The 15,757-nt window shown below is 34.6% G+C and carries 10 protein-coding genes; 5 read left to right on the top strand and 5 right to left on the bottom strand.

Going from position 1 to position 15,757, the window contains the following annotated elements; translation table 11 throughout:
• Positions 1–42 precede the first annotated feature (42 nt).
• The 5 genes from B3C18_RS21335 (at position 43) to B3C18_RS21315 (ending at position 5,374) form a co-directional block, all read left to right on the top strand.
• Positions 43–1,710 carry an alpha-amylase family glycosyl hydrolase gene (locus tag B3C18_RS21335; RefSeq protein WP_291151528.1) on the top strand — a complete coding sequence of 556 codons (1,668 nt, stop codon included), beginning with the start codon at positions 43–45 and terminating at the stop codon, positions 1,708–1,710.
• Positions 1,711–1,872: 162 nt separating this feature from the next.
• Positions 1,873–2,550 (top strand): glycerophosphodiester phosphodiesterase, encoded by a 678-nt coding sequence (locus B3C18_RS21330; protein WP_291151525.1) that lies wholly within the window; start codon positions 1,873–1,875, stop codon positions 2,548–2,550.
• A 148-nt stretch (positions 2,551–2,698) separates the two neighbouring features.
• A complete protein-coding gene (locus B3C18_RS21325; RefSeq protein WP_291151522.1) occupies positions 2,699–3,907 on the top strand; it encodes an NAD(P)/FAD-dependent oxidoreductase in 1,209 nt (402 codons plus the stop codon).
• 5 nt (positions 3,908–3,912) lie between these two features.
• Positions 3,913–4,560 (top strand): HAD family hydrolase, encoded by a 648-nt coding sequence (locus tag B3C18_RS21320; protein WP_291151519.1) that lies wholly within the window; start codon positions 3,913–3,915, stop codon positions 4,558–4,560.
• A 94-nt stretch (positions 4,561–4,654) separates the two neighbouring features.
• Positions 4,655–5,374 carry a hypothetical protein gene (locus tag B3C18_RS21315; RefSeq protein ID WP_291151517.1) on the top strand — a complete coding sequence of 240 codons (720 nt, stop codon included), beginning with the start codon at positions 4,655–4,657 and terminating at the stop codon, positions 5,372–5,374.
• Between the two features lie 238 nt (positions 5,375–5,612).
• Here the strand turns inward: B3C18_RS21315 and B3C18_RS21310 are convergent, their stop codons facing one another.
• The 5 genes from B3C18_RS21310 to B3C18_RS21290 all read right to left on the bottom strand — a co-directional run bounded on the left by B3C18_RS21310 (position 5,613) and on the right by B3C18_RS21290 (position 15,419).
• The gene (locus B3C18_RS21310; protein WP_291151514.1) at positions 5,613–7,172 is read right to left on the bottom strand and encodes a RagB/SusD family nutrient uptake outer membrane protein; all 1,560 of its coding nucleotides are present in this window, start codon (positions 7,170–7,172) and stop codon (positions 5,613–5,615) included.
• 11 nt (positions 7,173–7,183) lie between these two features.
• Positions 7,184–10,225: a SusC/RagA family TonB-linked outer membrane protein gene (locus B3C18_RS21305; RefSeq protein WP_291151511.1), complete on the bottom strand. Its 3,042-nt coding sequence runs from the start codon at positions 10,223–10,225 to the stop codon at positions 7,184–7,186.
• A 306-nt stretch (positions 10,226–10,531) separates the two neighbouring features.
• Positions 10,532–11,389 (bottom strand): ROK family protein, encoded by an 858-nt coding sequence (locus B3C18_RS21300; protein WP_291151508.1) that lies wholly within the window; start codon positions 11,387–11,389, stop codon positions 10,532–10,534.
• Positions 11,390–11,407: 18 nt separating this feature from the next.
• Positions 11,408–12,667, bottom strand: a complete 1,260-nt coding sequence (locus B3C18_RS21295) for an MFS transporter (RefSeq protein WP_291151505.1) — start codon at positions 12,665–12,667, stop codon at positions 11,408–11,410.
• 139 nt (positions 12,668–12,806) lie between these two features.
• Positions 12,807–15,419: a glycosyl hydrolase 2 galactose-binding domain-containing protein gene (locus tag B3C18_RS21290; protein WP_291151502.1), complete on the bottom strand. Its 2,613-nt coding sequence runs from the start codon at positions 15,417–15,419 to the stop codon at positions 12,807–12,809.
• Between the last annotated feature and the right edge of the window lie 338 nt (positions 15,420–15,757).

Below are 15,757 nucleotides of genomic sequence, written 5' to 3'. Positions count from 1 at the left end.
GGCGGAACCTTTTATTATAAATCTTAGTTAAATTTAGAATAAATGAAAAAATACACTTTCCTTTTTTTATCTTTAGTATACTTAACAATGAGTTGTTCTGGCTCAAAATCAGTTACAATGAATAACGAAAATACTTCGAAAACACCTTTCGTTTGGGAAGGGGCAAATGTTTATTTTTTACTTACAGATCGTTTTTACAATGGAGATACTTCAAACGACATCAATTTTAACCGAACCAAAACTCCCGGAAAATTACGTGGATTTGAAGGTGGCGACATCATTGGAATTATCAAAAAAATCGAATCAGGATATTTTGAAAAATTAGGAATAAATGCCATTTGGCTTACGCCGATTGTAGAACAAATTCACGATGGCGTTGACGAAGGAACCGGGCTTAGTTATGGCTTTCACGGTTATTGGGCGAAAGACTGGACGGCTCTCGATCCAAACTTCGGAACTAAAGAAGATTTAGCCAAACTCGTAAAAAAAGCACACGAAAAAGGCATCAGAATAATTCTTGACGGCGTAATTAATCATACAGGACCCGTAACTCCCGAAGATCCCGTTTGGCCTTCTGACTGGGTAAGAACAGGCGTTGTCTGCGATTACAAATCATTTGAAAATACGACTATGTGTACTTTGGTAGAAAATCTTCCAGACGTAAAAACCGAAAGTACTCAAAATGTGGAATTACCTCCTTTTTTAATCGAAAAATGGAAAAAAGAAGGTCGTTATGAAAAAGAAATTGCTTCTCTTGATGAATTTTTCAAAAGAACTGGATATCCAAGAAGTCCAAAATATTACATCATAAAATGGCTTACCGATTATATCACAGAATTCGGAATTGATGGTTATCGCGCCGATACCGTAAAACATACCGAAGAAGGCGTTTGGGCTGATTTTAAAACACAATGTGATTACGCATTTGAAACCTGGAAAAAACATCATCCGCTTGAAGTTTTAGATCAGAATCCGTTTTATACAATTGCTGAGGTTTATGGTTACGGAATGAGCGGCGGACAGGATTATGATTTTGGAGATCGAAAAGTAAATTATTTCCAAAATGGTTTTAACAGCATGATCAATTTTGAGTTTAAATGGAATGCTGCTCAAAACGATTATGAAGGTTTATTTTCGAAATATTCGAATGCTTTGAACAATGATTTAAAGGGATATTCGGTTTTAAATTATATGTCTTCACATGACGACGGACAGCCTTTTGATGCCAACCGAGTAAAAGGCATCGAAACTGGAACAAAACTTTTGCTTTCCCCGGGAATGTCTCAGGTTTATTATGGCGATGAATCAAATCGTTCTTTAGTAATTGAAGGTACAAATGGCGATGCCACTTTACGTTCAAACATGAATTGGGACGATATTCAGAACAATCCTGAAACGCAGAAAACACTTTTACATTGGCAGAAATTAGGGCAATTTAGAAGAAATCATCCTGCAGTTGGAGCGGGTGTTCACAAACTGATTAATCCATGGCCTTATACATTTTCTAGAATCTACACAAAAGGTGTTTATACAGACAAGGTAGTTATGGGAGTAGATTTACCAAAAGGTAGAAAAGAACTTCCTGTTGGCGACGTTTTCCCAAACGGAACTAAATTAAAAGAAACATACTCCGATCAAAAAGTAGAAGTTATTGATGGAAAAGTAATAATCGACAGTGAATTTGATATTGTTTTACTGGAACTCATCTAACCGCAAAGAGCGCTAAGATTTTTTAGCCACGAATTCACGAATTATTTTTGATAATCTTTGAAAATAAAATTCGTGAATTCGTGGCTATTTAATTTTTAATAATTCCTTGCGAACCTTGCGTAAAACTTTGCGACCTTTGCGGTTAGAAAAAAACACTGCAAAATGCTCAAAATTGCACATCGAGGCGCCAAAGCCTACGAACCTGAAAATACACTTCAAGCTTTTCAAAAAGCCTTAGACCTAAATTCAGACGGAATTGAACTTGACGTTCACCTTAGCGCTGACGAACATATTATCGTAATTCACGACGAAACTATAGACAGAACCACTAATGGAAAAGGTTTTGTAAATGATTTTACTTTAGCTGAATTAAAATCGTTTCTGATTGATGGGAAAGACCAAATCCCAACTCTAAATGAAGTTTTTGATTTGGTCGACAAAAAATGCCTGATCAATATTGAATTAAAAGGTTTAGGAACTCCCAGTAAAATTGTATCGCTGATAGAAAAATATATTTTGGAGAAAAACTGGAATTACGATCATTTTATCGTTTCAAGTTTCGATTGGAATATGCTCCAAGAAACATCCAATTTAAATCCAAAAATTGCAATTGGTGTTTTAACAGAAGAAAATCTTGACACCGCTCTGGCTTTCGCCGAAAAAATAAAAGCAAAAGCCATTAATCCTGATTTTCAATTACTAAATGCAGAAAATGTAAAAGAAATACAGGGAAAAGGATTCTTAGTTTTGCCTTGGACAGTGAACTCCGAAAAAGACATCCAAAAAGTAAAAAGTTATAATGTAGACGGAATTATCTCTGATAATCCAGACAAAATATAAAAATGCATCACGAGAAACTTTGTCAAAGTTTAAAACTTTGACAAAGTTAATTTAGCGAATCTATAGATTTAAAAATCCTTTTAATCTGTATAATCTGTGGCAAAAAAATTAGTGCCAATTCGTGAAATTCGTGGCAACTCAAAAAAATATGATCAAAAATTTCGACATAATCATCGTTGGCGGAGGCGCTGCAGGTTTTTTTACAGCGATTAATATTGCAGAGAAAAATCCGAAACTAAAAATCGCTATTTTAGAAAGAGGAAAAGAAGTACTTTCTAAAGTCCGCATTTCTGGCGGCGGACGCTGCAATGTTACGCACGCTTGTTTTGAACCCAATGAATTGGTAAAATTTTATCCGCGAGGCGAAAAAGAACTTCGTGGTCCGTTTCATCAATTTTGTTCGGGAGACACAATTGAATGGTTCGAAAAACACGGCGTAGAATTAAAAATTGAAGAAGACGGCAGAATGTTTCCGGTTTCTAATTCTTCTCAAACTATTATAGATTGTTTCCTAAAAGCAACTGAAAAATTAGGTATAAAAGTACTGACGGGACAAAGTGTACAATCTATTTTCAAAAAAGAAAATCATTGGAAAATTGATACACAAAGCGATAATTATACTACCGAAAAATTAGTTATGGCAACGGGAAGCAATCCTAAAATCTGGGAAATGCTTCAAGAACACGGACACGCTGTTGTGAGCCCCGTTCCTTCCCTATTTACTTTCAACATCAAAGATTCTCGAATTAAAGAATTACCCGGCGTTGCGGCACAAGTTACCGTAAACGTAAAAGATACTAAACTAGAATCGACAGGGCCTTTGTTAATCACACATTGGGGAATGAGCGGTCCGGCGATTTTAAAACTTTCGGCTTGGGGAGCGCGAATTTTATTCGATAAAAATTATCAGTTTACCATTTTTGTTAATTGGTTAAATGATGTTGATACTGAAGACGCCGAAAAAATTCTAAAAGACTTAAAACAAGAACACGCCAAAAAAGCCGTTTCTAAAAAATCTCCTTTTGACTTTCCGAATCGTTTATGGGAAAGTTTAGTTTTGGCTTCGGGAATTGAAGTTGAAACCAAATGGGCCGATTTATCGAAAATTCAATTACAGAATTTAGTCTCTCAATTAACAAAAGCAGAATTTAAAGTCAACGGGAAAAGTACTTTCAAAGAAGAATTTGTAACCGCAGGCGGAATCGATTTAAAAGAAATTAACTTCAAAACAATGGAAAGTAAAATTCATCAAAACCTTTATTTTGCTGGCGAAATTGTCAATATCGATGCTATAACCGGAGGTTTTAATTTTCAGAATGCCTGGACAAGCGGGTTTATTTTAGCCAATAATATATAAATAGAATGAAATTTAAAGGAATTATTTTTGATTTAGACGGAACGTTAGTTGATTCATTGCACGATATTTCAGATGCGATGAATATCGTTCTTAAAGGTCTAAATTATCCAACTCATACTTACGATACCTATCAATATTTTATCGGGAGCGGTTTGCGAAATTTAGTTAGTAAAGCACTTCCTGCAGCTAATAATTCAGACGATCAAATTGAAATTTGTTTTGATTGTATGGTAAATGAATACCGAAAAATCTGCACGTTAAAAACAAAACCGTATGAGGGGATTTTAGAATTATTAGATAATTTGACTTCACAAAATATCAAACTGGCTGTTTTCTCGAACAAAGCCGATGAGCTGACTAAAAAAATAGCATCAGAAATATTTCCTGATTATTTTGATACTGCTGTTGGTTTAAGCACCGAAGCATTGAAAAAACCAAATCCGTTTGAAGCTGTTGAAATAAGCAAAAGCTGGAATTTGAAACCAGAAGAAATTCTTTTTGTAGGCGATTCTGATATCGATATGCAGACGGCAGTAAACGCTAATATGTTTCCGGTTGGTGTTTCTTGGGGCTACAGAACTGAAGAAGAATTGAAAACAAGTGGCGCAAAATTGGTTATCAACAATGCTTCAGAATTAATTGAAATATTATAAGAAATGAATTCTGTTTATTAACAAGAATTTACAGATTTCACAAGTTTTCATTAAGACAATTCTAATAATTTTACTTTCAACTAAATACCATTAGATGAAAGTAAAATTACTTACCACGATTTCTTTTTTCACTTACCAGCTCTCTATTTCTCAAACAGAAAAATTACTTCACGGAAAAGTTCTCGCTAATAAAACTCCTCTTAATAAAGTTGAAGTTATAAATAAAACAGCTAAAACCAGTACACGAACAAATGAGCTGGGAGAATTCTCTATTCTGGCAAAAGAACAAGACAGTTTACTTTTTTTCTCTAAAGATTATTTCTTTACACGGTTGAAACTTACATCTGAAAATTTAAAGAATAATAATCTTGTGGTTAATATGATTATTAAAGCCGAAGAGCTAAATGAAGTTGTAGTTACAGCAATAAAATTCCAAAAAGTAGAGTTCGATGCTGAAAAAGTAAATGATATAAACAATCGCAAAACGGCAAACGATCTTAGTCGTTACACTGGCGTAAATGATGGCAGAATAAGATATGCAGCAAAAATGAATATACCTTTAAGAGGCTCATATTCAAAAGAAAAACATGAAGTAGACGATCGTTTTAAAAAACATGCCACTGCATATTGTCCTCCAGATTTCTTCACTAAAAATTTAAACATTAGTGCTGATCAAAAAGAACTTTTCCTTGAGTTTTGCGATGCAGATCCAAAATCGAAAACCCTTTTAGAGCATCCGAATGTTTTGGCTACAATGGATTTTTTGTATACCAAAAATGAAGAATTTAAGAAATTGAAAACTGATGAAAAATAAAGTATAGCGTTTTCAGTCACAGTTTTCAGTCGCAGTATAAAACTGCGACTGATACTGAGAACTACTAACTAACAAATTACTCTACTCTTATTATGGTACTTTTCAGGTACAACACGAATTTCACGAATTGCCACGAATTAGGTTTGTGAAATTAATTTCACAAACCTATGTTATCCAATTAAAATTTGTGCAAATTCGTGAAGTTCGTGTTCACATGATAGCTTGTATTAAAATCCGTTTAATATCCCGGATTCTGTTTTAAATTCAAATTAAACAAAGCATCTGAAGGAAGACAATACAATAAATATTTCTCCTGAGAAGTATTCTTTTTCAATTCTCTTGGTCCAAGAAATTTTCCAAAACGAATCAAATCGTTTCGTCTCCAGCCTTCCCACCATAATTCTCTGCCCCTTTCAGCTAACAAGTTTTCTAATGTTGCAGTTGGCGCAGGAACTCCTGTTCTAACCGCAATTTTGTCCATAATATCCTGAGCTGAACCGTTTCCTGACGCTGCGCCACCTCTAAGAATTGCTTCGGCTTCCATCAATAATGCATCTGCATAACGCATTAAAATAAAGTCATTTTCAGGATTGTCTAAATTATTAATATCCGGTTGGTATTTTTGAGTTCTAATTCCGGCCGTTTCAATCGTTGGTCCTGAAAGAATCAGCGTTACTTCTTTCGTAAAGAATAAAGGATTCCCGTTTCTATCTTTTAACGGAATTGTTCCTCCAGGCGTAACTTCACCAGTAACCTCATCTGTAGTTTCGGGTGCATACATTTGTCCGTATTGAAATCCGATTGGGTTTCCAAAATGTGCAATAATTTCAGGAGTTGAATGTTGGCGACGATCATCGGCAGCATTAAAACGGTCATAATATTCGCCTACAGTACAAAAACCGTTGTAACCATCTGGTGTTTGGTTATAATGCATTCCGTATCTCCAGTAATCTCCAAGAGCACCACCATCTCCCAAAACATTTTTTGAAGAGAATAAAATCTCTGGCGAATTGTTATTCTCCGGCACAAAATTATCCCAATACGAATCGGCTAAACTACTTTTTATGGCTTCAACATGCGTAATAACTTTATTCATATTTGCGGCTTCAAAAGTATATGGTCCGGCAGGATTTGCAGCTTTGAAAACAGCAAGGTTCAAGTAAATTTTAGCTAATAAAAAATGTCCTGCATCTTCATTTACAATACTTGCATCTCCGGCAACACGTGCGGGTAAATTTGGTAAAATAGCTTCTAATTCTGCACGTACAAAATCTGTAGCCTCAGCTCTTGTCCAAACTTTAGGATCACTTGTTAATGGAGTTCGCGGTTCTCTATATGGTGTTTGTCCGTACAAATCCAAAACATTATAATAATAGAATGCTCTTAAAAAACGTGCCTGAACAATCTCTGACGGATCTTTAGAATTTTCGATAATGGTATTACAATCGTACACACTTGCCAATAAACTATTCCATGCATTTCTGATCTCGACATTATCCGGCGTCCAGCTTAGCGCATGAAATTGTCTCCACGTACCGTTATCATCCCAGTCTCCTCCTCTTGTTGGTCCCACTAATGCATCTGTAGACATTTCGTTTAACGTATGCATTTGTTCCTGAACCTGAAAATTTCTTAAACCCTGATAAGCAGTTCTCAATAAAGCTGCTGTGTTTACAGGTTCATTTTCTCCTCCGGTAGGAATTCCGTCTAAAATTTCTTCATTCAAATTCGTACAGCTAACACTTAAAACCAGTGTACTTACGAAAAAAATACTTTTTATAATATTGATAGTTTTCATAGTTTTTAAAATTAGAATGTTACGTTAAGTCCAAAAGCAATACCTTTTGATCTTGGGTAAGCCAGATAATCCATACCTGCAGAAGGAACTCCGTTAACTTGTTTATTAATATCTACTTCAGGATCAAATCCGGTGTAATTTGTAAACAATAACAGGTTTGAACCGTTTGCATAAACACGTACATTTTTGCATTTTATTCTTTCAACTAAAGGTCCTGTAAACGTATATCCAAACGTTAATTCTCCCATTCTTAAGAAATCTCCTTTTTGCAAAAATTTAGTCGAAGGCGAGTTTGGATCTCCTTGCGCTTGTTCAGAATATGCTGCTTTTTCAGTAACATTTCGACCTCCTAAAAAGGCTCCTTTAAAGAAGTATGCATTTTGAGTATTATCATAAATATAATTTCCTGCAACTCCGTAGAATGAAACTACTGCATCAAATCCTTTGTATTTAAATGTTGATGAAAAACCATAGTTTATTTTTGGCAATGGTTGTTTGTTCAATAATTGCTTAGAAGCATCTCCAAGTCCTGCTGGCTCTCCTGCGGCATTGGTATAAATCGAATTTCCGCTGGCGTCATATCCTTTAAAATCATATAAATAATACGAATAAAGCGGTTTATTATTCGTGATTACTTGCGTATAAGCACCGTCTAATCCTTGTCCGTTTAAACCTCCGGTTCCAACAGTTCCGCTAAAGTTTTTCATTTCGTTTTTAAGGAATGAAGCATTTGCGCCAATTTCCCAAGAGATATTTTCGGTTTCAATTATTTTATAATCCAAACTAACTTCAAGTCCCTGATTGATTAAGTTTCCTGGTAAGTTTTTGTTACGTGGCGTATTTGGTCCCGGTTGCGTTGAAGCTTGTGGAACCGGAAAAATTAAATCTTTTGTATCTCTGTAGAAATAATCTACTGTTCCTGTTAATCTGTATTTAAGCAAAGTAAAATCAGTTCCAATTCCCCATGATTCTGTCGTTTCCCATTTTAGATTATCATTGGCATTAGTATCAATATTTAAGTTTCCGTTATTACCGTAGCTCGCTCTTCCTATGGCTGAGTTTGGAGCAAATTCCTGATTTCCTGTAATTCCCCAGTTTGCTCTGATTTTTAAATTATTAAGTAATCCGTCTTTATCCTGAAACAAGTTATCAGCAAAACCTATAGACGGAAATGTTCCGTATTTGTTATTCGCACCTAATTTTGTAGATCCGTCTGTACGAACTGTTGCAGTAATTACATATTGTTTGAAAAAAGTAGCATCGGCTCTGGCATAAAAAGATTGCAATTCTGAAGCATTTTTAAAAGAACTGCTTCTAAATTCATTTTGAAGTCCGCCTTCGATATTATCAATTAAATTAGTTTGTGCTAAATCATATCCTTTCCCCGAAGTTACAAAACCACTTGCCAGATAATAGTAATAAGAATATCCAACTAAGGCATTCAGGTTAAAATTATCGCTGAATTTATTGGTATAGTTTATATTATTTTCGAATGTTTTATTGAAGTTATTAAGTCCCTGAATAGATGCTGTTCCGTATTTTGTAACTGCAGGATCTGATCCCGGAACTGTTCCAAAAAATGCCTCGCCCTGTATTTGCATTGTTGGCAAAATCTGGCTTTTTCTCGTAGATGCCGAAGTTTCTATTCCAAATAAGAAATTATATTTAAAATGACTTCCTAAATTAAGAACAGCATTTATGCTTCCTAATAATTTACTTGTATTCGTATAATCTTTATAAGAATTCAGCAATTGTACCGGATTTAAATACGTTTCGCTTACTACATTATAATGTCCGTCAGCGTTGTAAATTGGTCGTGTTGGATTCCAGTATAATGCAGATCCAATAACGTTTCCAATATAACTGGCATTATTTGTTATCAAAGTAGTTTCATCATTTATACCTGCGTAAAGCAATTTTGTATCTACTTTTAATACTTTATCAAAGAAATTATTGGAGTTAAAAAACGAAATTGTGTATTTGTCTAATCCTGTATTTTTTACAATTCCTTTGTTATTACTGGTAGAAAAAGAAACTCTGGTGCTCGAATTTTCGCTTGACGAATTAAAAGACAAACTATTGTTTACTGCTAATCCATTTTGTAAAACGGCATCTTCCCAATTGTAATTTCTTCCTCCATAATCCTGATTATTAATTGCCGGAGTTCCTGCAACAGGATCTGCAGGTATAGAAGGTACGCCAGCAGCTTTGCTTGCCGCAACAAACTGATCCGCATTCATTACATTAAAATTTCCTGCTTTTCTGCTAAATTGTGTTGAGGTGCTAAAGTTGAATTCCGGAACATTTGATTTTCCTTTTTTAGTCGTAATAACGATTACACCATTTGCTCCACGCGCACCATAAATTGCTGTTGACGAAGCATCTTTAAGAACAGAAATAGATTCGATATCGGCTTCGTTTATAAAATTCAAAGGATTTTTTGCCGAAGACGTTCCCAATAAATCAGCTCCTTCTGCAGAAACATCGCCTCCGCTTAACGGAACGCCATCTACCACAATCAAAGGTCCGTTTCCAGAACGAACGGAAGAAGATCCACGAACACGAATTGTAACTGCCGAACCTGGTTCTCCGCTGCTTTGTGTAATTTGAACTCCGGCTACTTTTCCTCTTAACAATAAAGCTGGCGAAGTATTAGAAACTCCGTCAAAATCTTTGGAAGAAATTACATCTACGGCTCCCGTTAAATCTTTCTTTTTTGAGGTTCCGTAACCCACGACTACAACTTCGTTTAGTTCGCTTCGGTCTTCAGCCATTGTTACATTTAGCTTGGTTTTACCGTCAACGTTTACTTCTTGATTTTTAAGACCTATATAGCTAAAAACTAAAACGGCTCCTTTGCCAACATTTTTAATCGTAAATCTTCCGTCAAAATCAGTTTGAGCCTCATTTTTACTTCCTTTTACTATAATCGAAACGCCGGGAAGCGGGCCGTTAGAATCTGAAACCAGCCCTGACACATCTTGCGAATACATCAAACTGGTACATAGCATGGTTATGATAACCATTAAGCCTTTTTGTAGACTATTTTTCATCGTAATATCTTTTTGGTTAATAATTTTGGTTTTTGTTTAGTTATTTTTTTAATAGATTTAATTTTTAAAATGTTTATTAAATATGCTAATCAAGAGTTGAGAGCCTGCAATTTGTGCTGTTAGGCACTAAATATTGGTAGCAATTAAGTTCGTAATGTGTTGGCGTGCCGTAGGTACGCAACAAAACGATAACTATTGCGTACCTACGGCACGCTAAATTTATTCCTGTCCCTGTTTTCTACCAATATTTAGTGCCTAAAGGCACATCACAACTCTTGATTCGCATTAAATAGTTTTTGGCAGGCACTAAGCTGTTTCGAGGTTAAAATTGTAAACTAATGCTGCGGCACCTAATACAGCACTATTTTTAAGTTCTGATTTTTCGATTTTAAGTTTTTTGAGTTCAACAGGAAACATAAAATCCTGAAGTCCCTGCCAAACGGCATCTATAAAAAACTCATAAGCGTTACTAATAGATCCTCCCAGAATTATGGTTTCAGGATCGTAAGCGTATAAAACTATTTTTACAACCTCAGAGAGATTTTTTCCATAATCTTTAAAAATTTCTAAAGCTTCGGGATCTCCTTTTTTGGCTTTCAAATACAGTTCTTCTCCATCTAATCCGCGGGAAATAAAAAATTCACTCGCACAATATTGTTCTATAATTCCATCTTTATACGAGATGCTTCCTATTTCTCCGGCACCTGTATTTACGCCTTGATATAATTTATTTTCGATAATGATTCCGCTGCCAAGACCGGTTCCTATAGTTACTCCAACAAAATTTGCAGAGTCAATTCCTTTTCCGAAGAAATTTTCGCCAAGCGCAAAACAATTCGAATCATTATTGACATATACAGGAATTTTAAAATGATCCTCGAGTATTTTTTTTACATGAACTTCTTTCCACGACGGTATTGCAACAACATCATATACAATTCCTTCTTTCCAGTCTACAACGCTTGGCACTCCAATACCAATACCTTCGCAACCGGGTTGATAAACTTGTTCTATGGCTTTTATTAATCTGTCCAAAACTACTTTTTCAGATTCTTTGGCGGGTGTATCTAATATGCATTCGGAAATTATTTCTTTTCCTAAAATTAGGCTAGAGTGGATTTTTGTCCCTCCCATGTCAACGCCTATAATCTTTCTTTCCGACATCTTTACTACTTTATATAATTATTGATTTTCTTTTGTTTTCTTTAAATTTATTGTGGCATTATTTACTAATGGTTTAGCCCAAAAACCAATGCTTAAGATGTATCCAAGTGTGACATACAAAGTCGTCATTGCGTATTTCAGTCCAATTATATCTCCCAGTTTTCCAATGATTAATGACATAACTGCTCCGCCAACAATGCCAGTACATAAAATCCCTGAGAAAGCGCCATGATTGTTTTTAAGAGAATTTAAAGCCAATGAAAAAACGACGGACCACATTACCGAAAGTGCAAAACCGGAAAGTGGAAATGCATAAAGTGAAATTTTGGCTGAGCCAAATAATGCAAGCGTAAGACATATAATTGCTCCGGCTGCAAATAAAATAAGCACTTTACGGCTGTCCAGAAATTTCAACAAAACCAAACCCAGAAGACATCCAGCAGTCAAAAGTCCCCAGAAATAAGCGACAGCTTCGGCACCAACTGTTTGGGGCGAATAACCATGATAATCACTTAGAAATTTTGACATCCAATTGGCAATTCCTTGTTCTGTGCCTACATATGCAAAAGTTCCGAAGAAGAATAAAAGCACGGTTTTGTTTCGAAGTAAATCTTTGTAAACGCTCCATGTTCCGGCTTTTTCGGTTTCTTCTAATTCAAATTTTGGAAACTTAAAAAGCAAAATAATCAGAACCATTGCAAGTGCTGTTATGGCAAAAATCCAATATAAGGAAACCCAATTCAGATTTGCGGGAACCAGCTTTGATAAGATTTCCAGAAACTCATTTGAATTTGTTTGGTCATGTTTGATGTTGGTAACCAAATAACTATAAACAAGCGGACTTAAAAAAGAAGCTAATCCAAAGAATAATTGTGCCATTACAGAATTGAAAGCAAAATGCTCTTCTCCGCCCGAAACTCTCAATAATGGATTAATTGCAACTTGCAAAGCCGCCATTCCAATCCCAATTAAAAACAAAGAAACAAGCGCCATCGAATAGTACGGAAACAACCCGAATAATAGCGAACCTAATGCAGCTATCAGAAATGAAAATGCCATTACTTTTTTCACTCTGTATTTTTCGAGCAAAACTCCCGCTGAGGTTGACATTACGCCATAAGCCGCAAAAAACGAGAACGGAAGAAACCCAACCATACCAAGCGATAAATGGTAACTATTGATAATATCCGGAATTAAAGGCCCCATAATGTTAGTCAAAAAAGAAATAACAAAAAAGGTCAGAAACACCAATCCCACTGTTAATTTACTCGTTTTCATTTGTTTGTTTATTTATTAAAAATTTAGATTTGGACATGAGTTTTCCTCTTGAAAAAGAAATCTGTTTTTTTGAGATCTCTAATTCGTGTACTTTCTAATAGCGCTAATTCGGCTATTTATATAAATGATCCTGATGTTTTTAATCTACATTCCAGCCTTTGTATTTAAAAACAGGTTTTTCGCCTTTTAAAGCAGCAACCGGAAAAGTAACCTTGATTGTTCTGCTTTCTTTTGGTACTAATGAGATATAATTGTCGTCCCATAAAACCGGAACTATTGATTTTCCTGAAACATCTCCGGCAATGTTCAACTCAATTAAAAACGCGATAGCATCTGATGGATTTTTGAGTTTTATGGTAACCTCATATTTATCGTTTTCCTTTTTAATCGTATGTTGTGCTTCGATTTTTACTTTTGGCAATTTGTCCAAATCTTTAAAATCAGCATGTTCCATTAATGGCGTATGTATCCAATCTGATTTTTTAAAATCAAACACATCTTTTTTAGTCGATAACCAATAAAAATTGTCTGCGATTGATTTTCCTTTTTCGTCTAACAAGTTCATTTTCAGAAAATATATTTTAGAATACGCTTTATCATCCGGTAAATCAAAAGCCTTAACCGAAGCATTTCCTTCAGCAGAAACTGTTTCTTCTTTTTCGAAAATTACTTTTCCATTAAAATCATATATTTTTAATTGAGCTTTCAGATTTTTAGTTTTCTCAGGATTTAGATTGCTTACATAAACGGCGTTATCTCCATAATTGTAGGCAATGTTTACAGGGCGCGCACCTAATCTTGCGCCATAAAAAGCAGCATTTGGCAATAAATTATAATCCCAGAATTGCCAGATTAATTTTGGCCAAGGTGAGTTAAACATCCATTGAACAATTCCTGTCGTGTTGCTTCTGTTTATGGCAAAAGCTTCATACATGGAACGCATAGATTCTAAATTTGACGCCTGACTTTTAAAAGTAAAATCTTCAACATTATTCTGAATTCCGTATCTGTTGTTGAACGCACTTGTGTAACGATCAAGCGTTTGAAATTCATTTCGCCCACAGTGAAAATCCCAAGTCGAATTTATTGGCCATAATTTATCTTCGGGAATCATACTTTTTACCACTTCAAGCGAAGGAACTTGCGGACCCGGACCTGTTTCTGTATTAAATCCAAAAGCTCCGCCATTTTCTGTATCCAAAAACCAATAATTTGGAGAAACATATTCATAAGGGCCGTTCATTTTCACTCCCGTTTTTCCGGAAATAGAACTATCCATTCCTTTGCAAGACATTAAAAGTGGCCTTGAAGGATCAACTTCCTCAAAAAGAATATTATATTTTGCTTCCAATTCCGGACGCGGTAATTTGTCACTTCCCATTACCCAAACAAAAATACTTGGGTGATTTCTTAACCAATTCACGTGATCACGTGTATAATTTATAATAAGATTCATGTCTTCAGGAGTTTTAATCGACATGAAATCATCTTCCGGTTTGTCCAAATAACCTTTCCATTCCCATTGACAGCTCCATCCTACCATCATCAAAAGTCCCATTTCATCCGCCATTTCATAGATTCTCTCGCTATTTCCCCAAAAACCTTCCATCCTAACCGTATTCATGTTAGTCTGTTTTACATATTCTAATTGCGCTTTTACTTTTTCTTCGGTATCATTCAGGAACATTCCGTCAACCCAACCGCCACCTTTAATTAGAACTTCAACACCATTTAATTTGTAACCTCTATAACCTTTTGCAGTCAAATAATCCTGGACTTCGCGGATTCCGAAATTTGTAGATTTTGAAAACGAAACTTTATTATTGATTTCTATAGACATTGTTAGATTATACAAATTTGGTTTTCCTAATTCATACGTCCACCACAAACGAGGATTCTTTATTTTTAACTGTTTAAATTCCGAAGAATTGAAAATAATCACTCTTTTTTCTAAAGGTTGAAGTTTAATTTTCTTTTCGAAATTGATGTTTTCGATTTTCCCTTTTATAACTGTTTCTACAACTTCATTTGTATTATTTACAGCTTCCACAGAAATTTCTAAATCAGCACTTTTAAAACCTTTTTTATCAATTTTTGAAGTCACAAAGATGTTATTCAAACTCGTTTTATCCGAAATTTTAAGTTTTACAGGTCTCCAAAGTCCCAATTCACGATCCGGAGCCATAGGTGCCCAATCCACAAAACCAATAGAAGGTTCATGTGTTTTTTGATTAAAAACTTCAACTGCCAAAACATTCTTTCCCTTTTTCACATGCTTTGAAATGTTTAAATCAAATATTCTAAAGCCTCCAAATAAACTATCGGCAGAAGCTATTTGTTTACCATTTAACCAAACATTTGCACGATAATTAATTCCTTCAAATATTAATTCTGTGTTTTTTGAAGCATCTTCAATAACAAATTCGTTTCTATACCACCACGGAACTCTAAATCTTGTCGTGTCAACTTTACTGATATTCTCGCCCATAAAAATATCCGAATACTCATTATTGGCAATTAAAGACGCCATTACAGTTGCCGGAACGGAAGTTTTGTACCATTTTGAAATATCAAAATTTGCCTGAGAAATTTTATCTCCAGTCGTATTTATTTTTGCTGATGATTCTATATTCCATCCTTCTTTTAGTTGCTGTTCAAATTTTACATTTTGAGCACTTACAGTAATTAAACTGCACATAGCCCATAAAAGGAATGAAATCATTTTACCATTAGGATAATTTATATTCTTCATAATTGTTCTTTTAATCTAATCGAGAGATTAAGGTATTGGTTAACAAAATTTAAGATTTAAAACGTTTTAAATCTTCTGGTTATATAATAAAATTCATCATTTTTTTACTACAAAGCTTCAAATGGTACATTTTACCAAAAGCAGTAAAAAAAATTAAATGCTTTAAAAAAGAGTTGAAAAAACTAATAATTAAAACGTTTTTATGTTTTTTATTAAAAACCACGAAACAAAAATAGACTTGTATTTTAATTGATAATGGTATATTTGCGATAATTAATCTTCATTTTGCGAATATTTACAATTCCAGAATTTAAAGTGTATTATAAGTTGTTTCCAGA

The sequence above is a fragment of the Flavobacterium sp. UBA7680 genome, assembly GCF_002482975.1.
Classification (GTDB): domain Bacteria; phylum Bacteroidota; class Bacteroidia; order Flavobacteriales; family Flavobacteriaceae; genus Flavobacterium.
Note: the sequence above shows the minus strand (reverse complement) of the source record. Positions and strands in the feature narration are given on the sequence as shown.